Annotated in this window: 25 protein-coding genes and 2 riboswitches; of the genes, 9 read left to right on the top strand and 16 right to left on the bottom strand. The window is 69.7% G+C overall.

The window, feature by feature from the left end:
* Positions 1–58: 58 nt before the first annotated feature.
* Together Q344_RS0113965 and rsmD are read left to right on the top strand one after the other, a co-directional pair.
* A complete protein-coding gene (locus tag Q344_RS0113965; RefSeq protein ID WP_028287285.1) occupies positions 59–1,270 on the top strand; it encodes an NAD(P)/FAD-dependent oxidoreductase in 1,212 nt (403 codons plus the stop codon).
* Positions 1,267–1,827 carry a 16S rRNA (guanine(966)-N(2))-methyltransferase RsmD gene (gene rsmD / locus Q344_RS0113960; RefSeq protein WP_028287284.1) on the top strand — a complete coding sequence of 187 codons (561 nt, stop codon included), beginning with the start codon at positions 1,267–1,269 and terminating at the stop codon, positions 1,825–1,827. Before Q344_RS0113965 ends, rsmD begins: the two co-directional genes overlap by 4 nt.
* A gap of 174 nt (positions 1,828–2,001) precedes the next feature.
* Here rsmD and Q344_RS0113955 read toward each other — a convergent pair whose 3' ends face one another.
* Positions 2,002–3,228, bottom strand: coding sequence for an acyl-CoA dehydrogenase (locus tag Q344_RS0113955; RefSeq protein WP_211249921.1), 1,227 nt, complete (start codon positions 3,226–3,228; stop codon positions 2,002–2,004).
* A 125-nt stretch (positions 3,229–3,353) separates the two neighbouring features.
* Here Q344_RS0113955 and Q344_RS0113950 point away from each other — a divergent pair, with 125 nt between their 5' ends.
* Complete coding sequence (locus Q344_RS0113950; protein ID WP_028287282.1) at positions 3,354–4,250, top strand: LysR family transcriptional regulator; 897 nt, start codon at positions 3,354–3,356, stop codon at positions 4,248–4,250.
* A 141-nt stretch (positions 4,251–4,391) separates the two neighbouring features.
* The gene (locus tag Q344_RS0113945) at positions 4,392–4,958 is read left to right on the top strand and encodes a L,D-transpeptidase (protein ID WP_028287281.1); all 567 of its coding nucleotides are present in this window, start codon (positions 4,392–4,394) and stop codon (positions 4,956–4,958) included.
* A gap of 91 nt (positions 4,959–5,049) precedes the next feature.
* Here the strand turns inward: Q344_RS0113945 and trxC are convergent, their stop codons facing one another.
* The gene (gene trxC / locus Q344_RS0113940) at positions 5,050–5,493 is read right to left on the bottom strand and encodes a thioredoxin TrxC (protein ID WP_028287280.1); all 444 of its coding nucleotides are present in this window, start codon (positions 5,491–5,493) and stop codon (positions 5,050–5,052) included.
* A 113-nt stretch (positions 5,494–5,606) separates the two neighbouring features.
* Here trxC and Q344_RS0113935 point away from each other — a divergent pair, with 113 nt between their 5' ends.
* The gene (locus tag Q344_RS0113935) at positions 5,607–6,524 is read left to right on the top strand and encodes an alpha/beta fold hydrolase (protein ID WP_036539231.1); all 918 of its coding nucleotides are present in this window, start codon (positions 5,607–5,609) and stop codon (positions 6,522–6,524) included.
* Between the two features lie 4 nt (positions 6,525–6,528).
* Here the strand turns inward: Q344_RS0113935 and Q344_RS0113930 are convergent, their stop codons facing one another.
* The gene (locus Q344_RS0113930; protein ID WP_036539600.1) at positions 6,529–7,140 is read right to left on the bottom strand and encodes an arylesterase; all 612 of its coding nucleotides are present in this window, start codon (positions 7,138–7,140) and stop codon (positions 6,529–6,531) included.
* Between the two features lie 73 nt (positions 7,141–7,213).
* Here Q344_RS0113930 and Q344_RS0113925 point away from each other — a divergent pair, with 73 nt between their 5' ends.
* Both Q344_RS0113925 and Q344_RS0113920 read left to right on the top strand, forming a co-directional pair.
* The gene (locus Q344_RS0113925; protein WP_028287277.1) at positions 7,214–7,915 is read left to right on the top strand and encodes an ABC transporter ATP-binding protein; all 702 of its coding nucleotides are present in this window, start codon (positions 7,214–7,216) and stop codon (positions 7,913–7,915) included.
* Positions 7,912–10,440: an ABC transporter permease gene (locus Q344_RS0113920; RefSeq protein ID WP_028287276.1), complete on the top strand. Its 2,529-nt coding sequence runs from the start codon at positions 7,912–7,914 to the stop codon at positions 10,438–10,440. Before Q344_RS0113925 ends, Q344_RS0113920 begins: the two co-directional genes overlap by 4 nt.
* A 121-nt stretch (positions 10,441–10,561) precedes the next feature.
* Here Q344_RS0113920 and gcvP read toward each other — a convergent pair whose 3' ends face one another.
* The 5 genes from gcvP to Q344_RS0113895 form a co-directional block, all read right to left on the bottom strand.
* On the bottom strand, positions 10,562–13,411 hold the full coding sequence (gene gcvP / locus Q344_RS0113915; RefSeq protein WP_028287275.1) for an aminomethyl-transferring glycine dehydrogenase: 2,850 nt from the start codon (positions 13,409–13,411) through the stop codon (positions 10,562–10,564).
* 10 nt (positions 13,412–13,421) lie between these two features.
* Positions 13,422–13,778 (bottom strand): VOC family protein, encoded by a 357-nt coding sequence (locus Q344_RS0113910; protein WP_028287274.1) that lies wholly within the window; start codon positions 13,776–13,778, stop codon positions 13,422–13,424.
* A 4-nt stretch (positions 13,779–13,782) separates the two neighbouring features.
* Complete coding sequence (gene gcvH, locus Q344_RS0113905; RefSeq protein ID WP_028287273.1) at positions 13,783–14,142, bottom strand: glycine cleavage system protein GcvH; 360 nt, start codon at positions 14,140–14,142, stop codon at positions 13,783–13,785.
* Positions 14,143–14,170: 28 nt separating this feature from the next.
* Positions 14,171–15,292, bottom strand: a complete 1,122-nt coding sequence (gene gcvT / locus Q344_RS0113900; protein WP_028287272.1) for a glycine cleavage system aminomethyltransferase GcvT — start codon at positions 15,290–15,292, stop codon at positions 14,171–14,173.
* An 89-nt stretch (positions 15,293–15,381) separates the two neighbouring features.
* A riboswitch (glycine riboswitch) is annotated at positions 15,382–15,448 on the bottom strand.
* Positions 15,449–15,451: 3 nt separating this feature from the next.
* Positions 15,452–15,538, bottom strand: a riboswitch (glycine riboswitch).
* A gap of 33 nt (positions 15,539–15,571) precedes the next feature.
* Complete coding sequence (locus Q344_RS0113895) at positions 15,572–16,033, bottom strand: RrF2 family transcriptional regulator (protein ID WP_028287271.1); 462 nt, start codon at positions 16,031–16,033, stop codon at positions 15,572–15,574.
* Positions 16,034–16,112: 79 nt separating this feature from the next.
* Between Q344_RS0113895 and Q344_RS0113890 the strand changes: the two genes are divergently transcribed.
* Complete coding sequence (locus Q344_RS0113890; protein ID WP_028287270.1) at positions 16,113–16,664, top strand: gamma-glutamylcyclotransferase; 552 nt, start codon at positions 16,113–16,115, stop codon at positions 16,662–16,664.
* Positions 16,665–16,696: 32 nt separating this feature from the next.
* On the opposite strand, the gene Q344_RS0113885 is transcribed toward Q344_RS0113890, so the two are convergent.
* The 8 genes from Q344_RS0113885 to trmB all read right to left on the bottom strand — a co-directional run bounded on the left by Q344_RS0113885 (position 16,697) and on the right by trmB (position 24,024).
* Positions 16,697–17,149 (bottom strand): GNAT family N-acetyltransferase, encoded by a 453-nt coding sequence (locus Q344_RS0113885; protein WP_028287269.1) that lies wholly within the window; start codon positions 17,147–17,149, stop codon positions 16,697–16,699.
* Positions 17,146–17,784 carry a phosphoribosylanthranilate isomerase gene (locus Q344_RS0113880; RefSeq protein WP_028287268.1) on the bottom strand — a complete coding sequence of 213 codons (639 nt, stop codon included), beginning with the start codon at positions 17,782–17,784 and terminating at the stop codon, positions 17,146–17,148. Before Q344_RS0113880 ends, Q344_RS0113885 begins: the two co-directional genes overlap by 4 nt.
* A gap of 37 nt (positions 17,785–17,821) precedes the next feature.
* Entirely contained in the window at positions 17,822–18,163 is a 342-nt protein-coding gene (locus tag Q344_RS0113875) for a LapA family protein (RefSeq protein WP_028287267.1), read from the bottom strand.
* A gap of 4 nt (positions 18,164–18,167) precedes the next feature.
* On the bottom strand, positions 18,168–18,452 hold the full coding sequence (ihfB, locus tag Q344_RS0113870; protein ID WP_028287266.1) for an integration host factor subunit beta: 285 nt from the start codon (positions 18,450–18,452) through the stop codon (positions 18,168–18,170).
* Between the two features lie 447 nt (positions 18,453–18,899).
* Positions 18,900–20,579, bottom strand: a complete 1,680-nt coding sequence (gene rpsA / locus Q344_RS0113865; RefSeq protein ID WP_084178406.1) for a 30S ribosomal protein S1 — start codon at positions 20,577–20,579, stop codon at positions 18,900–18,902.
* A 552-nt stretch (positions 20,580–21,131) separates the two neighbouring features.
* Positions 21,132–21,746 carry a (d)CMP kinase gene (locus tag Q344_RS0113860; RefSeq protein ID WP_028287264.1) on the bottom strand — a complete coding sequence of 205 codons (615 nt, stop codon included), beginning with the start codon at positions 21,744–21,746 and terminating at the stop codon, positions 21,132–21,134.
* A 40-nt stretch (positions 21,747–21,786) separates the two neighbouring features.
* The gene (gene aroA, locus Q344_RS0113855; RefSeq protein WP_028287263.1) at positions 21,787–23,139 is read right to left on the bottom strand and encodes a 3-phosphoshikimate 1-carboxyvinyltransferase; all 1,353 of its coding nucleotides are present in this window, start codon (positions 23,137–23,139) and stop codon (positions 21,787–21,789) included.
* Positions 23,140–23,310: 171 nt separating this feature from the next.
* The gene (trmB, locus tag Q344_RS0113850; protein ID WP_028287262.1) at positions 23,311–24,024 is read right to left on the bottom strand and encodes a tRNA (guanine(46)-N(7))-methyltransferase TrmB; all 714 of its coding nucleotides are present in this window, start codon (positions 24,022–24,024) and stop codon (positions 23,311–23,313) included.
* Between the two features lie 251 nt (positions 24,025–24,275).
* Here trmB and Q344_RS0113845 point away from each other — a divergent pair, with 251 nt between their 5' ends.
* Positions 24,276–24,692: a DoxX family protein gene (locus tag Q344_RS0113845; RefSeq protein ID WP_028287261.1), complete on the top strand. Its 417-nt coding sequence runs from the start codon at positions 24,276–24,278 to the stop codon at positions 24,690–24,692.
* The last annotated feature ends 34 nt before the right edge of the window (positions 24,693–24,726 follow it).

Genomic DNA, 24,726 nt, shown 5'->3' with positions numbered 1-24,726 from the left:
CGCCCCGCACGTTATAGGCTCCGTCCGTGAAACGACCAGTGCATTCGGAGGAGAGCCCATGGCGCATACCATCGTGATCGGAGCCGGTCAGGCCGGGGCGGCTCTGGTGGCCCGCCTGAGGGCGAAGGGCGAGGAGGGCGAGATCACCCTCATCGGCGAGGAGCCGGTGCCGCCCTACCAGCGCCCGCCGCTCTCGAAGGCCTATCTCATGGGCGAGATGGAGATGCCGCGCCTCTTCCTCCGCCCCGAGGCATTCTACGCCGATCACGACATCGCCCTGCGCACCGGAATGCGGGTCGAACGGATCGACCCCGCGGCGAAGACCGTCACGCTCGCGGATGGCGAGGTCCTGACCTACGACCGCCTCGCGCTCACCACCGGCTCGCACCCCCGCCGCCTGCCCGAGGCGATCGGGGGCGACCTGCCCGGCGTGCTCACCATGCGCAGCCTCGCGGATGCCGACGAGATGCGCCCCTACCTCACGCCCGGCAACGCGCTGCTCGTGATCGGCGGCGGCTACATCGGGCTCGAGGCCGCGGCGGTGGCCGCGAAGTCCGGCCTGAAGGTCACGCTGTTGGAGGCCGCCGCCCGCATCCTCGGCCGCGTCGCCGCGCCCGAGACCGCCGCATGGTTCCGCGACCTGCACCGCTCGCATGGCGTCGAGATCCTCGAGGACACCGCGCTCAGGACCCTGCTGGGCGAGGACCACGTCACCGGCGCCCTGCTGGCGGACGGCCGCGAGATCCCCTGCGACGTGGCGATCGCCGGCATCGGCATCGCCCCCGCGACGGAACTGGCCGAGGCCGCCGGCCTCACTATCGACAACGGCATCGCCACCGACGCCCGCGGCCGCACCTCCGACCCCGCGATCTGGGCCGCCGGCGATTGCGCCTCGCTGCCCTATCGGGGTCAGCGCATCCGGCTCGAGTCGGTCCAGAACGCCATCGACCAGGCCGAGGCGGTGGCCGACAGCATGATGGGCGCCGATCAGGACTACATCCCGAAGCCCTGGTTCTGGTCCGACCAGTACGACGTGAAGCTCCAGATTGCCGGGCTCAACACCGGCTACGACCGTGTCGTCACCCGCAAGGGCGAGGGCGAGGCGATCTCCTTCTGGTATTATTGCGGCGACCGGCTCCTCGCGGTGGACGCGATGAACGACCCCCGCGCCTACATGACCGGCAAGCGCCTGATCGAGGCCGGGCGCAGCCCCGACCCCGCCCTCGTCGCCGACCCGGAAACCGCGCTGAAGGCGCTGCTGGCCGCGTGAGGATCATCGCCGGAGAATGGCGCGGCCGCCCCCTCGCGGCGCTCGGCAAGGGCGACGCGGGCGCGCATCTGCGCCCCACCACCGACCGCGTCCGCGAAAGCCTCTTCTCGGCGCTGGCGGGCGGCCGCTACGGAGACCCGCTCTCCGGCGCCCGCGTCCTCGACCTCTTCGCCGGCACCGGGGCCCTCGGGCTCGAGGCGCTCTCCCGCGGGGCCGACTTCGTCACCTTCGTCGACGACGGCCGGGTCGCCACCCGGCTCATCAAGCAGAACGTCGCGGCCCTCGGCGCGGCCCCCCGCGCCCGGCTGATGCACCGCGACGCCCGCCGCCTGCCCGAGAACACCGAGCCGCCGGCCACCCTCGTCTTCCTCGATCCGCCCTACGGCCGCGCCCTCGGCGCACCCGTCCTCACCGCCTGCCGCGCGGGGGGCTGGATCGCCCCCGAGGCGCTCATAGTCTGGGAGGAAAGCACCGGGCAGACCGCGCCCGAGGGCTTCTCCCTCATCGACAGCCGCCGCTACGGCGACACCCATGTCACCTTCCTGACCGCCGGTTGAAGACGCCCGCCTCCTTCATCTTTCCATAAATACTCCCGCCGGAGGCATCGCGCCCCCGCCACGCGCGCCAGGTTGCCGGGAAGCGCCCTGCATCCCCAGACAGAAACGCCGCGCCCGGATGGGCGCGGCAAGCTTCATGTGCGTGCGCATCGCGCACGCTCCGTTCGGCCAGGCTCAGACGAAGGCCTGCAGCCCGGTCTGCGCGCGGCCCAGGATCAGGGCGTGCACGTCATGCGTCCCCTCGTAGGTGTTCACCGTCTCGAGGTTCGCCGCGTGGCGCATCACCTTGTAGCCGATCTGGATCCCGTTGCCGCCGTGCATGTCCCGGGCGAGCCGGGCGATATCCAGCGCCTTGCCGCAATTGTTGCGCTTGATGATCGAGACCATCTCGGGCGAGGCCTTGGCCTGGTCGAACAGCCGCCCGACCCGCAGCGCCGCCTGAAGGCCCAGCGCGATCTCGGTCTGCATGTCCGCCAGCTTCTTCTGGTAGAGCTGCGTGCCGGCCAGCGGCTTGCCGAACTGCTGCCGGTCGAGCCCGTAGGACCGTGCCTGGAACCAGCAATCCTCGGCCGCGCCCATCACGCCCCAGCCGATGCCGTAGCGCGCGCGGTTGAGGCAGCCGAAGGGCCCCTTCAGGCCCGAGACATGCGGCAGCAGGGCCTCTTCGCCCACTTCCACGTTGTCGAGGACGATCTCGCCGGTGATCGAGGCGCGCAGGCTCAGCTTGCCGCCGACCTTCGGCGCCGTGAGCCCCTTCATCCCCTTCTCGAGAACGAAGCCCCGGATCGCGCCGTCATGGGCGTCGGACTTCGCCCAGACCACGAAGACATCCGCGATCGGCGCGTTCGAGATCCACATCTTGGAGCCGGACAGCACGTAGCCGCCGTCGGTCTTCTTCGCCCGGGTCTTCATCCCGCCCGGGTCCGAGCCCGCCTCGGGTTCGGTCAGGCCGAAGCAGCCGATCCACTCGCCGGAGGCCAGTTTCGGCAGGTATTTCTTCCGCTGCTCCTCCGAGCCGTAGGCATAGATCGGGTACATGACGAGCGACGACTGCACCGAGCACATCGAACGGAAGCCCGAATCCACCCGCTCGACCTCGCGGGCGACGAGCCCGTAGGAGACGTAGTTCGCGCCGATCCCGCCATATTCCTCGGGCACGGTCACGCCGAGGATGCCCTGTTCGCCCATCTCGGCGAAGATCGAGGGGTCGACGCCCTCTTCCATGTACATCTTCTCGACCCGCGGCATCAGCTTCTCCTGGCAGAAGCTGTGGGCGGAATCGCGGATCATCCGCTCGTCCTCGTCGAGCTGGTCCTCGAGGAGGAACGGGTCCTCCCAGTTGAAGGACGCCATGTTCGGGCGGTCCTTGTCCTTGATGATCGGTCGGTCCTGGATGTTCATCGGCTCCTCCTTCCGGGCCGGAGCGGCCCTGTTGCCTTTGCGGCGCATCATAAAAGGTGGCGCCCCGCGTTGCCAACACGAATGCCGTGATACATGATGCGAAAAACGCATCACTGGCCCGCAGCATGCCCGAAAGTTTCATACCGACGATCCGCGAACTTGAAGCCTTTTGCGAATTGGCTCGCGCAGGCACCACGCATCTGGCCGCCCGCCGCGTGCATCTGAGCCAGACCGCGGTCAGCCGCTCCGTCCGCGCGCTCGAGGACCGGCTGGGCGTCGCGCTCTTCGTGCGCCAGCGTCAGCGGATGACCCTGTCGGACGCGGGCCGCGCCTTCCTGCCCAAGGCGCGCAGGCTGCTGGACGACCTGAACGCGGCCGCCGTCGGCGTCATGGCCTTCGGCGGCCAGTCCACCGTCCTGCGCATCGCGGTGCTGCCCTCGTTCGGGCGGTCCTGGTTGATCCCGCGGCTCGGAGGCTTCCTTGCCGCCGCGCCCGGCACCACGGTCGATGTCGCCGCCCGGCTCGACCCGGTGGATTTCGCCGAGGAGCCCTTCGACCTCGCCATCCAGCGGTCGCGGCACCGGAGCGGGGCGGCGCATCACCTCCACCTGCTCGACGAATCCCTCGTCGCCGTCTGCTCGCCCGCCCTGACGGGTGGCCTTGCCCTGTCGGACGAGGACCTGCTCGCCCTGCCGCTTCTCCAGCAGACCACCCGGCCCACGCTCTGGCTCGACTGGTTCCGGCACGCGAACCTCGACAGCCGCCGCATCCTGCGCGGCGCGCGGTTCGACCATTTCGACATGGTGATCGACGCGGCCATCGCCGGCCTCGGCGCGGGCCTCGTGCCCGAGGTGCTGGCCCGCGGGCCGCTGCGCGAGGGCCGCCTGATCCGCGCCTCTGCGCGCGAGATGGACAGCGGGCAGGCCTATACGCTGATCTACCCGGACCGGGCCGAGGAGATGCCGCAGTTCACCCGGTTCCGCGCCTGGATCCGGGCCGAGCTCGAGGGGATCTGGGGCTAGGCCGCATCACGTTCCGGTGAGAGGCGCGGCTTCTCGGTCACACTCCGTCAACGCTCCGCTCCCATGCGGCGGGAGTCCGCCGTGACATTCGCGTAGAGTGGCCGTCAGCATTGAAAAGCGAATCCATTGGAGCTGCCATCCATGACCACCCGCCGTACGTTCCTGACGCAGGCCGCCGCAGGCACCGCCGCGCTTGCCCTGCCGCTTCCCGCCTTCGCCCAGCAGGCCGCCCCCTCGGTCCTCGCGAAGCAGGAGGTGAACGTCACCTCGCGCTATCAACCGGGCGAAATCGTCATCGTGCCGGGCGCCTATTTCCTCTACTACGTCACCGCCCCCGGCCGTGCGCTGCGCTACGGCATCGCGGTCGCGAAACCCGGCTGGGGCTGGAAGGGCACCGCCACGATCCGGCGCAAGGTCGAATGGCCGACATGGCGCCCGACCGACGAGATGATCGACGGCAACCCCTCGACCTACGGCAAGTACAAGGGCAACGATGAGCGGATGCCCGGCGGCCCCGGCAACCCGCTCGGCGCGCGCGCCATGTATCTCTACCAGGGCGGCAAGGACACCTACATCCGGATCCACGGCACGACCGAACCGCGGAGCATCGGCCGCGCGGCGTCGTCGGGCTGCTTCCGGATGCTGAACGAGAACGTGATCGACCTCTACAACCAGGTGCCGATCGGCACCAGGGTCACGGTGCTTTAAGCTACGCAGCGCAGAGGCGCAGACAGGAACGGGCGGCGGTCACCGGACCGGCCGCCCGTTCGCGTTTCCGGCGCTCCCGCCTTCAGACCGCTCAGGCCTTCTGCGCGGTCTGCTGGCGCACCCATTCCACGATCTGCGACGAGGACCGCGCCCCCGAGACGCGCGCCACCTCGCGCCCGCCGCGATAGATCACCATGGTCGGGATCCCGCGGATGCCCTGGCGGGCGCCGGGTTCGGGGTGATCCTCGGTGTTGAGCTTGGCGAAGCGGGCGCGCCCCTGCATCGCCTGCGCCGCGGCGGCATATTGCGGGGCCATCGCCCTGCAGGGTCCGCACCAGGGCGCCCAGAAATCGACGACCAGCGTGACCTCGTCCGTCCTGCTGGCCTTGGCGAAGGTGGCCGCGTCGATCTCGATGGGTTTGGCCGGCATCAGCCCGGCGCCGCAGGTGCCGCATTTGGGCGCCGCGCCAAGCTTCTCCTCGGGCAGCCGGTTGGTCTGACCGCACGCGAGGCACACCACTTTTTTCGCCGTCATTCCGCTTCTCCCGACGTATTCAATTCCCGTTATAGACCGCCGGACGCGCGCCGCAACACCACGTGGTGATGACGCCTTGACCCGGCCCGCGGCCGCCTCATTATCTGACCGCGATGATCCTCCGAACCTGCCGTCTTGTCCCCGTTTTCCTGCTGGCCCTGCTGGCCGCCTGTTCCGGCCTTCCGACCGCGCAGGACGCCGATGTCATGCCGATCGTGCACGACGGCAACGCGCACCGCGGGATGAAACGCGCGGTGGTGGTGATCCCGGGCGCGATGGCCTCGGTCGGCATGTTCGAACCGGTGCTCGACTGGGATCTCGGCGACGGCGCCGTGCTTGCCTATCGCTTCCCCGGGCTCGACGGGACGAAGCTGAACCACCGGCTCGACATCGCCGCGGCGGGAGAGCTGATCGCCGAGACGATGGACAAGCTGGAGGTCGAGGAGGTCTACCTGATCGGTTTCTCCACCGGCGGCCCCGTCGCGCTCGAGGCCGCCCGGCGGCTGCCCCGCAAGGAGGTGAGCGTCGCGCTGATCTCCTCCGCCGGGCCCTTCCCCGCCGGCATCGAGGCCTCGGTCGAGGGGTTCTTCGACGTGGTCGGCGCGCTGGTCCGTTCGCACGGCACCTCGATGGAGGATGCCTGGCTCGAGAATTACCGCACTCTGCTTTACGGGCGGAAGCACTACGTGAACGGAGACACGGCGAAACAGAGCAAGGTGCTGGCCGAGGAACAGCGCGGCCAGCTTCTGACCCCGGGGCCGCGGATGACGATGGCCCACACCGCCGACCTGATGACATGGACGCTGCCGCAGGACCCGAACCTCGCCAAGGCGAAGATCGGCGTCTTCCATGGCCGCGAGGACACCGTCTTTCCGATCGGCCCCACGTCGCGCTTCGCGGTTTCGATCCCCGCCGACGGGATGAAGATCTACGACGGGCAGGGCCACATCCTCTTCGTCACCGCGCCGACGCTCTGGGACGACGTGCGGACATTCTTCGGGCTGAAGGCCGGGCCGCCGCCGGGGGAGTGAAACCTCACTCCACCCGGTCGACAAGCGCCTGCACGCGCGGGCCGATCTGCGCCACGATGCGCCGGACGCCCTCGGCATTCGGGTGGATGCCGTCCGCCTGCATGAAGGCGCGATAGGCCGCCGGGTCCGTGCCGTCGCCCCCGAGACCCGCGAAGAAGTTCGGCTCGTAGAGCGCGCCATGCGCCTCGGCCACCTCGGGATGGATCCGGTCGAAGGCCGCCTTGAAATCAGCCCCGAAATTGCGCGACGCCTGCAGCCCGATCACCAGCACCGGCAGGTCGCGCGCCTCGGCCACGGCGAGGATGCCCTCGAGGTTCTTCCGGGTGGAGGCCGGGTCGACGCCGCGCAGCACGTCGTTGCCGCCAAGCGCGACGATCATCGCGTCGATCTCGGGCGTCAGCGACCATTCCACCCGCGACAGCCCGCCCGCCGTCGTGTCGCCCGAGACGCCGGCGTTGACGATCACGACATCCTCGCCGTGGTCGTTCAGCCAGCCCTGGAGCTGCGGAACAAATCCACTTTCCTCCGGCAGACCGTATCCCGCTGTGAGGGAATCGCCCAATGCGAGGATCCGCACCTCTTCGGCCATGGCCTGGAGCGGCAGGATGAGCAGCATTGCCGCAATCGCCTTGCGGCTCAGGACCGCGCGCCCATATGACACCAGACGTCCAACCGCAAAGGCCAAGCCCATGACAGACCCCGTCCTTTCCCTCACCGACGCGCGTCTGGCGCTGGATGGCAATGCCGGGCGGGTCGAGATCCTGCACGGCATCTCGCTCGACGTGGCGCGGGGGGAAACGCTGGGGCTGGTCGGACCTTCGGGTTCTGGCAAGTCGTCGCTCCTTATGCTCATGGGCGGCCTCGAACGCGCCACCGGCGGCCGGATCGCGGCGCTCGGCCAGGATCTGACTGCGATGGACGAGGACGCGCTCGCGCGGTTCCGCAGGGATCATATGGGGGTGGTCTTCCAGTCCTTCCACCTCATTCCCACGATGACGGCGCTTGAAAATGTCGCGACCCCGCTGGAACTGGCCGGGGTGAAGGACGCCTTCGAGCGGGCGGAGGCAGAGCTCGAGGCCGTGGGCCTCGGCCACCGCGCGGGCCATTACCCCAGCCAGATGTCGGGCGGCGAACAGCAGCGCGTGGCCCTCGCCCGCGCCTCGGTCACCCGGCCCGAGATCCTCCTGGCGGACGAACCGACCGGCAACCTCGACGAGACCAACGGCGCGGCGATCGTCGACATGCTCTTCGGGTTGCGCGACCGCCACGGCGCGACGCTGATCCTCGTGACCCACGCGCCCGAACTGGCCAGCCGCTGCGACCGGGTGATCCGGCTGCGCGACGGGCGGCTCGAAGATTCCGCCGTCGACCGGACCGAGGCCGCGGAATGAGCCTCTCGGTCGCGGCCCGGCTCGCCGGGCGGGAATTGCGCGGCGGCCTGCGCGGCTTCCGCATCCTGATCGCCTGCCTCGCCCTCGGGGTCGCAGCCATCGCGGGCGTCGGCTCGGTCCGTTCCGCCATCGAGGCGGGGCTGGCGCAGGAAGGCTCCGCCCTCCTCGGCGGCGATGCGCAGATGTCCTTCACCTACCGCTTCGCCGACCCCGAGGAGCTGGCGTGGATGGAGGAGACCGCGACCGCCGTCTCGGAGGTCGCCGATTTCCGCTCCATGGCCGTGGCCGGGACCGGCGACACCGCCGAGCGCGGGCTGACGCAGGTGAAGGCCGTGGACGACGCCTACCCGCTCGTCGGCAATGTGCGCCTGTCGCCCGAGATGCCGATCTCCGAGGCCTTCGCCGGTCGTGACGGCCTCCCCGGCGCGGTCATGGCGCCGCTGCTCGTGGACCGGCTCGGCCTCGCGCCCGGGGACCGCTTCCGCCTCGGCACCGCCGATTTCGTCCTGATGGCCCGGCTCGAGACCGAACCCGACGCGGGCGCGGCGGGCTTTTCCCTCGGCCCCCGCACGATCGTGCTGCGCGACGCCCTCGCGGGCTCGGGCCTGCTCGAGCCCGGCTCGCTCTTCGACACCGACTACCGGCTGCTCCTGCCCGAGGGCGCAGACCTCGCCGCCCTGAAGGCCGAGGCGGAGGCGCAATTCCGGGACTCCGGCCTGCGCTGGCGGGACGCGCGCAACGGCGCCCCCGGCATCCGGCAGTTCGTCGACCGCCTCGGCGCCTTCCTGATCCTCGTGGGCCTGTCGGGCCTCGCCGTCGGCGGCGTCGGCGTCGCGGCCTCGGTCCGCGGCTACCTCGCAGGCAAGACCTCGGTCATCGCCACGCTCCGCACCCTCGGGGCCGAGCGTTCCACCATCTTCGCGACCTACTTCCTCCAGATCGGCGCGCTCGCGCTCGTCGGCATCCTGATCGGCCTCGCCCTCGGCGCCCTGACCCCGGTCCTGCTCTCGCCGCTCATCACCTCGGCCCTGCCGATCCCGGCGGTCTTCGGCCTCTACCCCGAGCCGCTGGCCGAGGCCGCGGTCTACGGCGTGCTGACCGCCCTCGTCTTCACCCTCTGGCCGCTCTCCCGCGCAGGCGAGATCCGCGCCGCCTCCCTCTTCCGCGACGCGATGGAGGGCGGCAGCCTCCTGCCCCCCGCCCGTTACCTGGTCGCCACGCTGGCCCTCACCGCGGCCCTCATCGGCACCGCCGCCGCCTTCTCCGGCAACCTCCAGCTCACCCTCTGGACCTCCGGCGGCATCGCCTTCGCGCTCCTGCTCCTCGCGCTCGCCGCCCTCGGCATCCGCGCCCTCGCGCGCCGCTTCCGCCAGGCCGCGCGCGGCCGGCCGCCCCTCCGCTGGGCGCTGGCCGCCATCGGCGGACCGCGCACCGATGCGATCTCGGTGGTCCTCTCCCTCGGCCTCGGCCTCTCGGTCCTCGCCGCCGTCGGCCAGATCGACGGCAACCTGCGCGCCGCGATCTCCCGCGACCTGCCCGACCGGGCGCCGTCGTTCTTCTTCGTGGACATCCAGAAGGACCAGATGGCGGGCTTCCTCGACCGCATCGAGAGCGACCCGCAGGTGAACCGCGTGGAAAGCGCCCCGATGCTCCGCGGCGTGATCTCCCGGATCAACGGCCGCCCGGCGCGCGAGGTGGCGGGCGATCACTGGGTCGTCCGCGGCGACCGCGGCATCACCTATTCCGCGACCCTGCCCGAAACCACCCGCCTCACCGAGGGCGCCTGGTGGCCCGAGGATTACGACGGCCCGCCCCTGATGAGCTTCGCCGCCGAGGAGGCCGCCGAGGTGGGCCTGGAGCTCGGCGACGAGATCACCGTCAACATCCTCGGCCGCGACATCACCGCGACCCTGACGAGCTTCCGCGAGGTCGATTTCTCCTCCGCCGGGATGGGCTTCGTCACCGCCCTGAACCCGGCCTCGGTCGAGGGCGCGCCGCACACCTTCATCGCCACGGTCTACGCCGACGCAGACGCCGAGGCCGCCATCCTGCGCGACATCTCCAACACCTTCCCGAACGTGACCGCGATCTCGGTCCGGGATGCCATCGACCGGGTGTCCGACCTGCTCGCCGGGCTCGCCACCGCCACCTCCTACGGCGCGGCGGCAACGCTGCTCACCGGCTTCCTCGTCCTGATCGGCGCGGCGGTCTCGGGCGAGGGCGCGCGCGTCCAGGAGGCCGCGATCCTGAAGACGCTCGGCGCCACGCGGGCCCGCATCCTCGCCAGCCTCGCCCTCCGCTCTGCCCTCCTCGGCGCCGCGGCAGGCATCGTCGCGCTCGGGGCGGGCATCGCCGGAGGCTGGGCGATCTGCCATTTCGTGATGGAGACGGGCTACGCCGTGATCTGGCCCTCGGCGCTCGCCATCGTCGCGGGCGGGCTGCTGGCGAACCTCGCCGCCGGCCTCGCCTTCGCCTGGGCTCCGCTGCGCGCCCGCCCGGCGCGGGTCCTGCGGGCAAGGGAGTGACGCCTTCGGCGCCTGCTTCCTCTTGCCGAAAATATCCCGGGGTTTGGGGCAGAGCCCCAATCAAGGAAATAGATAGTGTGCGGCCCCCGGAAGGGGGCCGCTCCATTGGATCGGTCCCCGCCTATTCGGCCGCTTCGGCGTAATCGCTCATCGGCGGACAGGTGCAGGTCAGGTTCCGGTCGCCCCAGACATTGTCGACGCGGTTGACCGGCGGCCAGTACTTGTCCACCCGGAAGGCGCCCGGCGGGAAGCAGCCCTGCTCGCGTCCATAGGCCCGGTCCCAATCGCCCACGAGGTCCTCCACCGTATGGGGCGCGAACTTCAGCGGCGAAGCCTCGGCCGCGATCTTCCCCTCCTCGATCTCCCGGATTTCGGCCCGGATCGCCAGCATCGCGTCGCAGAACCGGTCGAGCTCGGCCTTGGTCTCGCTCTCCGTCGGCTCGACCATCAGCGTCCCCGCCACCGGGAAGCTCATCGTCGGCGCGTGGAAGCCGCAGTCGATCAGCCGCTTGGCGATGTCGTCGACGGTCACGCCCGCGCTCTTTTCGAAGGGCCGCGTGTCGAGGATGCACTCATGTGCCACCCGACCCGAGGGCCCGCGGTAGAGCACGTCATAGGCCCCCTCCAGCCGCTTCACGATGTAATTCGCGTTCAGGATCGCCACCCGCGTCGCCTGCGTCAGCCCCGCGCCGCCCATCATCAGGCAATAGGCCCAGGAGATCGGCAGGATCGAGGGCGAGCCGTAGGGCGCGGCCGAGACCGCCCCCTCCGTCCCGAAATGCGGATGCCCCGGCAGGTGCTCTGCCAGGTGCGCCTTCACCCCGATCGGCCCCATGCCGGGGCCGCCGCCGCCATGCGGAATGCAGAAGGTCTTGTGCAGGTTCAGGTGGCTGACATCGCCCCCCACGTCGCCCGGCCGCGCCAGCCCCACCATCGCGTTCATGTTGGCGCCGTCGATATAGACCTGCCCGCCGTGCTCATGGGTGATGGCGCAGACCTCGCGCACGGTCTCCTCGAAGACGCCGTGGGTCGAGGGGTAGGTGATCATGCAGCCCGCGAGGGTCTCGGCATGTTTCTCCGCCTGCGCGCGGAAATCCTCCAGGTCGATGTCGCCGTTTCCGCGGCTCTTCACCGGCACGACCTTCCAGCCGACCATCTGGGCCGAGGCCGGGTTGGTGCCATGCGCCGACATCGGGATCAGGCAGACGTTGCGGTGCCCTTCGCCGTTGGCCGCGTGATAGCCCGCGATGGTCAGGAGCCCTGCATATTCCCCCTGCGCGCCGGAATTCGGCTGCATCGAGAAGGCGGCATAGCCCGTCACGTCGCAGAGCTTGGCCGAGAGGTCGTCGATCAGCTCCCTGTAGCCCGCCGCCTGGTCCTCCGGCACGAAGGGGTGGAGCGAGGCGAATTCGTCCCACGACACCGGCATCATCTCGGCCGCCGCGTTCAGCTTCATCGTGCAGGAGCCCAGCGGGATCATCGCCCGGTCGAGCGCGAGGTCCCGGTCCGCGAGGCGGCGCATGTAGCGCATCATCTCGGTCTCGGCCCGGTTCATGTGGAAGATCTCGTGCGTCAGGTAGGGCGTCTCGCGCACCAGCTTCTCGGGCAGGTCATAGGCGGGTTCGGTCGCCGCCTTCCGGTCGGTGACCCCGAAGGCGCGCCAGACGGATTCGATCACCGCCGGCGTGGTGCATTCGTCGAGCGCGATGCCGATCCTTGTCTCGCCGACGGGCCGGAGGTTGATCCCCTCCTCCCGCGCCGATTTCAGGATCGCGCCCTGGAACGGACCGACCTCGACCGTCACCGTGTCGAAGACCTTCCTCGGGAAGACGTCGAACCCCGCCGCGCGCAGCCCTTCGGCCATGTCGACGGTCCGCGCATGGACCCTCTGGGCGATCCCCTTCAGCCCCTTCGGCCCGTGGAAGACCGCGTACATCGACGCCATGACGGCCAGCAGAGCCTGCGCGGTACAGACGTTGGAGGTCGCCTTCTCGCGCCGGATATGCTGCTCGCGGGTCTGGAGCGCCAGACGGTAGGCCCGGTTGCCGCGCGCGTCGATCGAGACCCCGACGAGGCGGCCAGGCATCGCGCGCTTCAGCTCGTCCCGGCAGGCCATGTAGGCGGCATGCGGGCCGCCGTAGCCCACGGGCACGCCGAACCGCTGGGTGGAGCCGACGGCGATGTCGGCGCCCATGGCCCCGGGCTCCTTCAGCAGGCACAGGGCCAGCGGGTCGGCGATGACGATCCCGAGCGCCTTCGCGGCATGCAGCGCCTGCATCTGCTCGGTGAAGTCCCGCAGCACGCCGTTGGTGCCGGGATACTGGAAGATCGCTCCGAAGACGGTCGAGGCGTCGAGGTCCGAGGGCCGCCCGGTGATGATCTCGATCCCCAGGGGCTTCGCCCGGGTCCGGATCACGGCGATGTTCTGCGGATGCAGCGCCTCGTCCACGAAGAAGGCGGTGGCCTTCGACTTGGACGACCGCTGCGCCATGGTCATCGCCTCGGCCGCCGCCGTGGCCTCGTCCAGGAGCGAGGCATTGGCGATCGGCAGGCCCGTCAGATCGGCGATCATCGTCTGGTAGTTCAGCAGCGCCTCCAGCCGACCCTGGCTGATCTCGGGCTGGTAGGGGGTGTAGGCGGTGTACCAGGCCGGGTTCTCGAAGATGTTCCGCTTGATCGCCGGCGGGGTGATCGTGGCGTGGTAGCCCTGCCCGATCAGCGAGGTCAGCACCCGGTTGCGCTTGGACACCGCGCGCATCTTCACCAGAAGTTCCTGCTCCGACAGCGGCCCGCCGAAATCGAGCGGATCGTCCTGCCGGATGCCCTGCGGCACCGTGTCGTCGATCAGCGCGTCGAGGCTCTCGGCCCCCACCACCTTCAGCATCTCGGCCATCTCGTCGGGCGAGGGGCCGATGTGGCGCCGGTTGGCGAAGTCGTAGGGGTCGTAATCGGTGGGCGAGAAGGTCGTCACGGGTGAAACCTCACTTGTGGGTCAGAACGTTCACGAGATGCCCTGCGGGGTCGCGCAGGTAGATGCGGCGGACGCCCCAGGGCTCCTCCACCGGGCCGTAGTCGATGGCGATCCCGCGCAGCCGGCAGCGGGTGATCACCCGGTCGAGGTCGTCGACCTCGATCGAGAGCGCCGGCACCGGGGTGCCCGAGCCCCCCTCGGACAGCACCGAGACCTGCGGCGGCTGGCGCGTGGCGGTCCCGGGCTCCATCGTCACGATGAACTCCATGTTCATCGCGATATCGAGGTCGAAGAGATGGCGGTAGAACGCCGCCATCCCGGTCGGATCCTCGCAGGCGAGGTTGGGTGTGATGCGCAGGACCGCCATCGCTTCAGGAAATCATGTCCTTGTATTCGGCCTCGGACATGTAATCGTCGAGCTGGGAGGCATCCGCCGGCTTGATCTTGAAGAACCAGGCGTCGCCCATCGGGTCGTCGTTGACCTTGGCCGGGTTGTCGATCAGCACCTCGTTCACCTCGACGATCTCGCCGTCGATGGGGGCGAGGATGTCGGACGCCGCCTTGACCGATTCGATCACGACGCATTCGTCATCCTTGGACACCTCTGTGCCCACCTCGGGCAGTTCCACGAAGACGATGTCGCCGAGCTGCTCGGCGGCATGTTCGGTGATGCCCACGACGATCACGTCGTCCTCGGGGCGGAGCCATTCGTGTTCTTCGGTGAATTTCATGGGACCTCTCTCAGAGCTCTCTGGCTGTTCAGCGTTTGAAACGTGCAGGGACGAAGGGCAGGTCCGCCACCGTGGCGGGCAGCCGCTTTCCCCGGACCTCGCCCCAGACCTTGGTGCCGGAAGCGGCGAGTTCGGATGGCAGGTAGCCCATCGACATGGGTGCGCCAAGGGTCGGACCGAAGGCGCCGGACGTGACTTCGCCCACGGGATCGCCGCCGGTCTCGCCGGCATAGAGCGGCGTGCCCTCGCGCATCGGCGCCCGGCCCTCGGGACGCAGGCCCACGCGGCGCCGTTCCGCGCCGTTGTGGATCTCGGACAGGATGCGCTCGGCGCCCGGGAACCCGCCCGCGCGGGCGCCGTCCGAGCGGCGGACCTTCTGGATCGCCCAGGTCAGCGCGGCCTCGACCGGGCTGGTGGCGGTGTCGATGTCGTGGCCATAGAGGCAGAGCCCGGCCTCCAGCCGCAGGCTGTCGCGCGCGCCGAGGCCGACCGGCAGGACGCGGTCGTCCTCCAGCAGGGCACGGGCCAGCGCCTCGGCCCCGGCCTCGGGGACCGAGATCTCGAACCCGTCCTCGCCGGTGTAGCCCGAGCGCGAGACCCAGGCCTCCGCGCCAAGGATCGTCGTGGTGATCACGTCCATGAATTTCATCGCCGCCACCTCGGGCGCGAGGGCGGAGAGCACCGCCTCCGCCTCGGGCCCCTGCAGGGCCAGGAGCGCGCGGTCGGTCACCGGCTCGATCGTGACGTCCTTCAGATGCGCGACGAGATGGGCGAGGTCATCCTGCTTGCAGGCGGCGTTGACCACCAGGAACAGGTGATCGCCGCGGTTCGCGAGCATCAGGTCGTCGCGCAGACCGCCCGCGTCATTGGTGAAGAAGCCGTAGCGCTGCCGCCCGGGCTTCAGCCCCGCGACATCCACCGGCACCAGGGCCTCGAGCGCCAGCGCGACGGCCTCGTAGCTCTCGCCGCGCAGGATCACCTGCCCCATGTGGCTGACATCGAAGAGGCCGGCGGCCTCACGGGTGTGCAGGTGTTCCTTCATGACGCCCGCGGGATATTGCACGGGCATCTCGTAGCCCGCGAATGCGACCATCCGCGCCCCGAGTTCGAGGTGCAGGGCGTGAAGCGGCGTCTGGAGCAAGGCTGTCATCGTCTCTCCGGGTCCCCTTTTCCGGTCCGAGGCGATTGCGCTCGGGCATCACATGGGCGCCGGGCCGATCCCGGTCGCTGCAATGCCCCCTCTGTCCTTGGCGCCTGAGATCGTTATCCCTTCGGCGGGCCCGCCTGCGCGTGCCTCTCTCCAGAGTTTCTTGTCGGACCGGTCCCGTTGGCCTGAGAGTTTCCGGGGCGGTTGCTCCTTCGGCACCGGCAAAGCCGGTTCTCCCGATCCTGTGAGGGGATGTTTACCAAGCGCCGCGCGCGATGCAAGTCAAACCGCGGCCGCGCGGCCGCAGGCGACCTGGGGTGCCATGATCTGCAGCAGACGGCCGTTCCCGCAGACAAGTTCGGCCAGCGTCACGCGGTCCATCCGGGCATAGAACGCCTCGATCGCCTCGGCGATCGCCGGGCGCAGCAGGCAGGCTTCGACCAGCGGACAGGTGTTGTCCTCGGCGTCGAAGCACTCGGTCACCGGCACCCCGGTCTCCATCGCGCGGAAGACGGCGCCCACGCTGATCTCGTCCATCGCGCGGCCCAGGGTGAGCCCGCCGTGCCGGCCCCGCTGGGTGTGCAGGAACCCGAGCTGCCCCAGCCGATTGATCACCTGCGCCAGGTGGTTCTCGGACGCGTTGCAGCATTCGGCGATCTCGGACTTGGTCACCAGCCGGCCCTCGTGCGCCGCGCAGTACATCAGCACCCGCATCGAGATGTTCGTCCGCTTGGTCAGCCGCACCGGACCCCTCCTTTGCCTTTGGGCCGGAAAGGTGTCAGGAAAATGCACCAGGAAACATGATCTGGATCAAGGCCACGCGATGACCCCCTATTTCTTCGGCTATGGCTCCCTCGTGAACCGGGCGACCCACGCCTATCCCGACGCGCGGCTGGCCCGCGCCCGCGGCTGGCGGCGGGTCTGGCGCCATATCGAGGGGCGCGACCACGCGGTCCTGACCGCCGTGCCGGACGAGGCGAGCGAGATCGAGGGGCTGGTGGCGGCGGTCCCGGGCGCGGACTGGCGCGCGCTGGACGCCCGCGAGGCGGCCTATGACCGGGTCGATGCGGCGGCGCACGTGGTGCACGACATCGGCGAGGTGCCGATGGCCATCTACTGGATCCCCGAGGCCAAGCACATCCTGGCGTCCGAACCCCGGCCGGTGCTGCTGAGCTACCTCGACGTCTGCGTGCAGGGCTACCTGCGGGAATTCGGCGCGGAGGCGGTCGAGCGCTTCTTCGACACGACCGACGGCTGGGGCTCCGTGCGGGACGACCGCGCGGCCCCGGTCTATCCAAGGGCGCAGCAGCTGGAGCCGGTCGAGACGGAGCTCGTGGACCAGGCGCTCGCGCGGCGGGGGATCCTCCGGGTCTGAGGGCGCGTCGGCCGGGCGGGCCAACCGTGCGGCTAGCCGAGTGCCTTCTTGTAGCCCAGATGCGAGGGCTCGTAGCCGAGGCGGTCATAGAACCGGTGCGCATCGCTCCGTGCGCGGTTGGTGGTGAGCTGGATCAGGCCACAGCCCGCCTCCCGCGCACGGGCTTCCGCGTCGGCCATCAGCAGCGCCCCGATCCCCGCACTCCGCAACGGCGCCGCGACGCGGACGCTTTCCACCTGCGCGCGGCGCGTGGCCTTCAGGGAGAGCCCGGTGATGAAGGTGAGCTGGTAGCTCGCCACGACCGCCCCGTCCCCGACGCCCACGACCAGGTGGTTCGCGCCCTCGGCCTGCATCGCATCGAAGGCGGCGAAATAGCTCTCCAGCGCATCCGCGCCTTCCCGGGTTGCGCCCAGCGTGTCGTCGGAAAGCAGCGCCACCACGGCGGGCACATCGGCCCGCACGGCCAAGCGGAAGCTGACGCTCACGCCCTGGCCGCCGCGCCGAAGGCCCGGATCAGCGCGGCATCCTTCACGCCCCGGGCGCTTTCGACGCCGCTCGAGACGTCGAGCTGCCGGGCACCGGTGCGGCGGAGCGCCTCGGCCGCGTTCTCCGCCGTCAGCCCCCCGGCCAGCATCCAGGGCACCGGCCAGCGCCGCCCGGCGATCAGCCGCCAGTCGAAGGGCAGCCCGTTGCCGCCCGGCAGATCCGCCCCCTGCGGCGGCTTGGCGTCGACCAGCAGCTGGTCCGCCACCTTGCCGTAGGTCTCGAGCGCCGGAAGGTCCTCCGGCCCCGAGATGCCCACGGCCTTCATCACCGGAAGGCCATAGCGCGCGCGGACCTCGCTCACCCGCTCGGGGCTTTCGGAGCCGTGAAGCTGGAGCATGTCGAGCGGCACGGCGCCGGTGATCTCGTCCAGCAGCGCGTCATCGGCATCGACCGTCAGGGCGACCTTGGCGATGCCCACGGGCACCTCGAGCGCCAGGGCCCGCGCCGTCTCGACGTCGATGCAGCGGGGGGATTTGGGGAAGAACACGAAGCCCACGTAGCCGGCGCCTGCCGCGACCGCGGCCGCGACGTCTTCGGGGCGGGACAGCCCGCAATACTTTACCCGGATGGTCATGTCCGCTGCTTAGGCCAAAGGCGCCCGCTTGGAAAGCTCACTCCAGCAGGGCGAGAACCTCGTCCTTGCCCTGATGCTTCTCACCCTTGAGGCGCGTGACCTCGCGTTCCAGCTTCTTCGCTTCCCTGGCCCGGTTGCGGGCCTCGGCGCGGTGCTTGTGTTCGCGGAACCATTCCCAGACGAAACCGATCAGCAGCCCGGCCACGATCCCCAGCAGGATCACGATGAAGAGCGGCAGGTCGACCGAGGGGTTGTGCCCCCAGAGGTCGGCAAGCGCGGTCGGCAGCAGGGTCAGCGTGACCATGCCCCTGTTCGCAAGAGCGATCGAGACCAGCACGAGGGCGAGCACAAGAAGGAAGATGAGGCGGAGGAACCGCATGGGGTCAGGCCTTTCCGTTCAGTCTGTCCCGCAGCAGCTTGCCGGTCTTGAAGAATGGGACGTGTTTCTCTTCCACATCAACCGCTTCGCCCGTGCGGGGGTTCCGCCCGGTTCTGGCATCCCGCTGCTTGACCGAGAATGCGCCGAAACCGCGCAGTTCGACGCGATCCCCGCCGGCCATCGCCTCGATGATCTCTTCGAAGATCGTGTTCACGATCCGCTCCACGTCGCGCTGGTAGAGGTGGGGGTTCTCTTCGGCAATCTTCTGGATCAGTTCCGAACGGATCATGTGCAGCAGTCTCCCGGGCGGTGAAGGATTCTTGCGTCCTCAACGGTCACGACTATAGGTATTTTGTTTCGGCGCGGAAACACTAGTTCCGCGGCGGGAAGCGGAAAATCCTGTTGATTACTTAGGTTTGCGCGGATCTTCGCGGGAAATGCGCTCAAAGGTGACTGCAAGGCGTGATCCGGCGCCCATGCCGCGCCGCAGCGGTCCCGCGCTTGATTCGGGAGAGGGAAATGTTTCCCCCGCGGAGCGCGGCGCTGAATCCGGCGGCCTTCCGGCAGGGGCCGGTTCCGCCGCCACGCGCCCGGCGGCCCGCCGTGGCGGGCGCGGACGCGGCACCGCCGTCAGCCAGAGCTCGGGGATCCAGGCGCCGGGTGCCATGGAACGCAACGAAAAAGGCCCCGGCGTTTCCGCCGGGGCCTTCCGATTGTCAGGTCGCAGAAGCCGCGATCACTCGTCGCCCTTGAGGGCCGCGCCGAGGATGTCGCCCAGCGAGGCGCCCGAAGCGGAGGAACCGTATTGTTCGACGGCCTCTTTCTCTTCGGCGATCTCGCGTGCCTTGATCGACAGACCCAGGCGGTGCGACTTGCTGTCGACGTTGGTGACGCGCACGTCCACGTGGTCGCCGACGGAGAAGCGCTCGGGGCGCTGTTCGGAGCGGTCACGCGACAGGTCGGAGCGGCGGATGAAGGATTTCATGCCTTCGTATTCCACCTCGATGCCGCCGTCCTCGATCGCCGTCACGGTGACGGTGATGATCGAACCGCGCTTCACGCCGCCGACCGCGTCGGCGAACTTGTCGCCTTCGACGTTCTTGATCGAGAGCGAGATGCGCTCCTTCTCGGTGTCGACTTCGGAGACCACGGCCTTGACGACATCGCCCTTGCGGTAGTTCTGGATCGCGTCTTCACCGCGCTCGTCCCAGGACAGGTCCGAAAGGTGGACCATGCCGTCGATCTCGCCCGGGAGACCCACGAACAGACCGAACTCGGTGATGTTCTTGACCTCGCCCTCGACCACGGTGCCTTCCGGGTGGGTCTCTGCGAAGACTTCCCACGGGTTGCGCATGGTCTGCTTGAGGCCCAGCGAGACGCGGCGCTTCGCAGCGTCGATCTCGAGCACCATGACGTCCACTTCCTGCGAGGTGGACACGATCTTGCCGGGGTGCACGTTCTTCTTGGTCCAGGACATTTCGGACACGTGAACGAGGCCCTCGACGCCCGGCTCCAGCTCGACGAACGCACCGTAATCGGTGATGTTCGTGACGCGGCCCGGATGGACCGACCCCAGCGGGAACTTGGCAGCGACCAGGTTCCACGGATCTTCCTGCAGCTGCTTCATGCCGAGGGAGATACGGTGGGTCTCCTTGTTGATCTTGATGACCTGGACCTTCACGGTCTCGCCGATCGACAGGATCTCGGAGGGGTGGTTGACCCGGCGCCATGCCATGTCGGTCACGTGCAGCAGGCCGTCGACGCCGCCGAGGTCGACGAAGGCGCCGTACTCGGTGATGTTCTTGACCACGCCCTCGACCGTCTGACCTTCGGTCAGGTTGGCGATGACTTCGGCACGCTGTTCGGCACGCGATTCTTCAAGGATTGCACGGCGCGAGACAACGATGTTGCCGCGGCGACGGTCCATCTTGAGGATCTGGAACGGCTGCTTGAGACCCATGAGGGGGCCTGCGTCGCGCACGGGGCGCACATCGACCTGCGAACCGGGCAGGAAGGCCACGGCGCCGCCGAGGTCGACGGTGAAGCCACCCTTGACGCGGCCGAAGATCGCGCCTTCGACACGGGCGTCGTCGGCATAGGCCTTCTCGAGGCGGTCCCAGGCTTCTTCACGGCGGGCCATCTCGCGCGAGATGACGGCTTCGCCGCGGGCGTTCTCGGCCGCGCGCAGGAAGACTTCGACTTCATCGCCGATGGAGATGTCGGGGGTTTCGCCGGGGTTCGCGAATTCTTTCAGATCGACACGGCCTTCCATCTTGTAGCCGACGTCGATGATGGCCTGGCCCGCTTCGACAGCGATCACCTTGCCTTTGACGACAGAGCCCTCTTCGGGGGTGTCCATTTCGAAGCTTTCGTTCAGGAGGGCTTCGAATTCCTCCATGGATGCGTTTTGAGCCATGTGCTCTATCGGTTCCTTTTCTCGGTTTGGCTGGCCGTGCGGTTGTCTCCGCCGGTCTTGGGGTTGGTCACTCTAGCTTCCGCAAACGAAAGAGGGCCGGTGGCACCCGACCCCTGCTCAATCTTCCATCGCGGCGTTTACGCCTTGTCGACGCGCGCTCTATATGCGCTCCGGGCCAATCAGGCAAGGCCCTTGCGCCCGGATGGGCCGCTAGACGCTTACGCAGGGGAAAGGCCGGGGCGCGCTGCGGCGGAGGTCACGCCCGCGCCCGGGTCCCGCCGGACACGCGCGCGCGCCTCTCGGTCGTCCCGCGGGCAGGGCACCGGCACGAGGCAATCCATCGCGCAATCGACCCCGCGGCAGTCCGGGCGTTCCGGCGAGCCCATGGGGACAGGGACGTCGGGATCCGGGACCGCACGCGGGGGTGTGGCAAAGGCAGAGGTCATTGAAATATGGACTGTTTGAAAGGGCACTCGGTACTGCACCCACCCTGCACGCCCGCGACCGGTCGAACCAGTCCGGTATTCCTTACCCTGCGTCAGACAGCCGCCGTCAGCCCCGGTCCATCCGGTCCGAGATCGCCGCCACGGCCGCCGCCACCGCCTCTTCGATGCTCATCCGGCTGGTGTCCAATTGCAGCGCATCATCGGCCGCCCGCATCGGCGCCGCGGCACGGGCGGCATCCCGCGCATCCCGCGCCTGCAATTCGGCCAGGACATCGGCCTCGGAGGTGCCCAGCCCCGCCGCCTGCTCTTCCAGCCAGCGCCGGTGCGCCCGCACCGCGTCCGAGGCGGTCACGAAGAGCTTCACCTCGGCCTCGGGACAGATCACCGTGCCGATGTCGCGCCCGTCGAGCACCGCGCCGCCCTCGCGCCGGGCAAAGCGGCGCTGGAAGGCCACCAGCGCCTCGCGCACCTCGGGAATCGCCGCGACCCGGCTCGCCGCCTGCGCCACCTCGGGCGTCCGGAGCCCGCCCGCGGCAAGATCGCCCGGCTCCAGCGCCCGCGCGGCCTCGAGCGGCGCCTCGCCGGCCAGCACCCGCCGCCCGGTCGCGCGGTAGATCAGTCCGGTGTCGAGATGCGCAAAGCCGAACCGCGCCGCCACCTCGCGCGAGATCGTGCCCTTGCCCGCCGCCGCGGGCCCGTCGATCGCCACCGTGAAGATCATCGCCTCCTCCCGTTCATCGCCAGGGCCGGCCTCCCGCGGATCACCCCTCCGCCCGCGTCAGCGAGGCGCCGAGATCCCGCATCAGCGGCTCGAAGATCGGGAACGAGGTCACGATCGGCCCCGCGTCGTCCACCGTCACCGGCGCCTCGGTCGCCAGCCCGAGGCACAGGAACGCCATCGCGATCCGGTGGTCGAGCCGGCTCTCCACCGTCGCCCCGCCCGCGACGCCGGCGGGGCCGCGCCCCTCCACGGCCCACCAATCCTCGCCCTCGTCGACCTCGACCCCGCAGGCGCGCAGCCCCACGGCCATCGCGTCGATCCGGTCGCTCTCCTTGACGCGCAGCTCCTTCACGCCGGGCATCTCCGTCCGCCCCTCGGCGAAGGCCGCCACGACGGAAAGCACCGGGTATTCGTCGATCATCGAGGCCGCCCTCTCCGCCGGCACCTCGATCCCCTTCATGTTCGGAGAGAAGCGCGCGCGCAGATCCGCGACCGGCTCGCCCCCCTCCTCGCGGGGGTTCTCATAGGTCAGGTCCGCGCCCATCTCGCGCAGGGTCTCGTAGAGCCCCGCCCGCGTCGGGTTCAGCCCGATGTTCGGGACCAGCACCTCCGAGCCCTCGACGATCAGCGCCGCGCAGACCGGGAAGGCCGCGCTCGACGGATCCCGCGGCACGTCGACCACCTGCCCCCTGAGCTCCGGCTGCCCCTTCAGCACGATCACCCGGCCCTCCGAGGTCACCTCGGTCGTCACCTCCGCCCCGAACCCCCTGAGCATCCGCTCCGAATGGTCCCGCGTCGCCTCGCGCTCGATCACCACCGTCTCGCCCGGGGCGTTCAGCCCGGCCAGCAGCACGGCGGATTTCACCTGCGCCGAGGGCATCGGCGTCGCGTAGCGCACCGGCACCGGGTCCTCGGCCCCGAGGATCGTCATCGGCAGCCGCCCGCCCGCGCGGCCGAAGGCGCGCGCCCCGAAGAGCGCCAGCGGATCTGTCACCCGCGCCATCGGCCGCCCGTTGAGGCTCGCATCCCCGGTGAAGGTCGCCGCGATCGGCGAGGTCGCCATCGCTCCCATGATCAGCCGCACCCCGGTCCCGGAATTGCCGCAGTCGATCACCTGCTCCGGCTCGGCGAACCCGCCGACGCCGACGCCATGAACCCGCCAGGCGCCCTCGCCCGTCCGCTCGACCTCGGCGCCGAAGGCGCGCATGGCCTTCGCGGTGTCCAGCACGTCCTGCCCTTCGAGCAGCCCTGTCACCCGCGTCTCGCCCACCGAAAGGGCGCCCAGGATCAGCGCGCGGTGCGAGATCGACTTGTCCCCCGGGATCGCCGCCACGCCGGCAAGCCGCCCGCCCTTGCGTGCCACCATCGGCACCGGTTCGCCATGTCCGCTCATGCTGCTGTCCTTCGCAATCTGCTCGATGGATAGCGCAGCGCCCGCCCCTCGTCCATCGCGCCGCCCGTCCCTTCATCTCGCCGGAGAGGCGCCCCCCGGGGAAGGGCCGCTCACCGCCAGGGCCCCGCCCCCGGCTTCATCTTTCCGACAAATACTCCCCCCGGAGGGTCGCTATCCGATGCGCCGGAACGTCAGGTAATGCGGCACCCGCCCCTCGCGCAGCGCCTTCTGCTCGTACCGCGTCGAGATCCAGTCGTCCCAGGGCGCGCGCCAGTCCGACGGCCCCTCTGCCAGCCATTCGAACCCGGCCCGCGGCACTTCCTCCAGCGTCTGCCGTACGTAATCGGGAATGTCCGTCGCCACCCGGAACTCCGCCCCGGGCTTCATCACCCGTGCCAGCGGCTCCAGATGCTCCGGCGTCACGAAGCGCCGCCGGTGATGCCGCTTCTTCGGCCAGGGATCGGGATAGAGCAGGAACGCCTTCGCCACCGAGGCCTCCGGCAGCACGTCGAAGAGATCCCGCGCGTCGCCCGGATGCACGCGCAGGTTCTCCACCCCCGACGACCGGATCTTGCCCAGCAGCATCGCGACCCCGTTGATGTAGGGCTCGCAGCCGATGATCCCGACGCCCGGGTTCCCCTCGGCCTGGTGGACGAGGTGCTCGCCGCCGCCGAAGCCCACCTCCAGCCAGAGATCCTTCCCCGGGAAGAGCGCCGCCACGTCCAGCGTCTCGCGCTCCGGGTTCACGTCCCAGCCGACGGGCCCGGGCGAGAGGGCCGCGAGGTCCTCGTCCAGGTAGGCCTCCTGCGACTTGCGCAGGTGCTTGCCCTTGAAACGGCCGTAGAAGTTGCGCCACGGGGCGCCGGAGGGATGCTGGGTGCTCATGTCGCGCCTTTACCGCCGGGCGCGACGGGGATCAACCGCGCCGCCGCAGCCACGGGCGCCGGCCGCGCGCCCCCGGCGCGCGCGGGGATCGCGTGGCCCCGCCAGGGGCCTCCGCTGGATCGGACCCTGCCACCTGCGCGCTCCCGCACAGGATCTGTTGTGTTTTCCCGGATGGCGCGGTGCGGCCTCTGCCGCCATTTTCCCCGCCGAGGGGCATTGCCCCATTTCATGCAAACCGAAAGCGTTCACGAATGACCGACACCCTCCGCTACGCCGCCCCGCTCGGCCGCGTGCTTCTCGCCCTCATCTTCATCACCTCCGGCTTCGGCAAGATCACCGGCTATGCCGGCACCCAGGGCTACATGGAGGCCATGGGCGTGCCCGGCGCGCTCCTGCCCCTCGTGATCCTCGTCGAACTCGGCGGCGGCATCGCCCTGCTGGTCGGCTGGCAGGCCCGCCTCTCCGCCTTCCTGCTGGCCGGCTTCTCGCTGCTCTCGGGCTTCCTCTTCCATTACCTGCCCTCGCTCGGCATGGAGGGGATGGAGGCCCAGGCCAACATGATCTCCTTCATGAAGAACGTCTCGATCGCGGGCGGCATGCTGATGGTCGTGGCCTTCGGCGCCGGCGCCCTGTCCATCGACGGGCGGAAGACCGACACCACGCTCTGAGCGCCCCCGAAAACGCGAAAGGCCCCGCTCCGGC

Origin of the sequence: Pseudooceanicola nanhaiensis DSM 18065, from assembly GCF_000688295.1 — a bacterium.
Classification (GTDB): domain Bacteria; phylum Pseudomonadota; class Alphaproteobacteria; order Rhodobacterales; family Rhodobacteraceae; genus Pseudooceanicola; species Pseudooceanicola nanhaiensis.
Note: the sequence above shows the minus strand (reverse complement) of the source record. Positions and strands in the feature narration are given on the sequence as shown.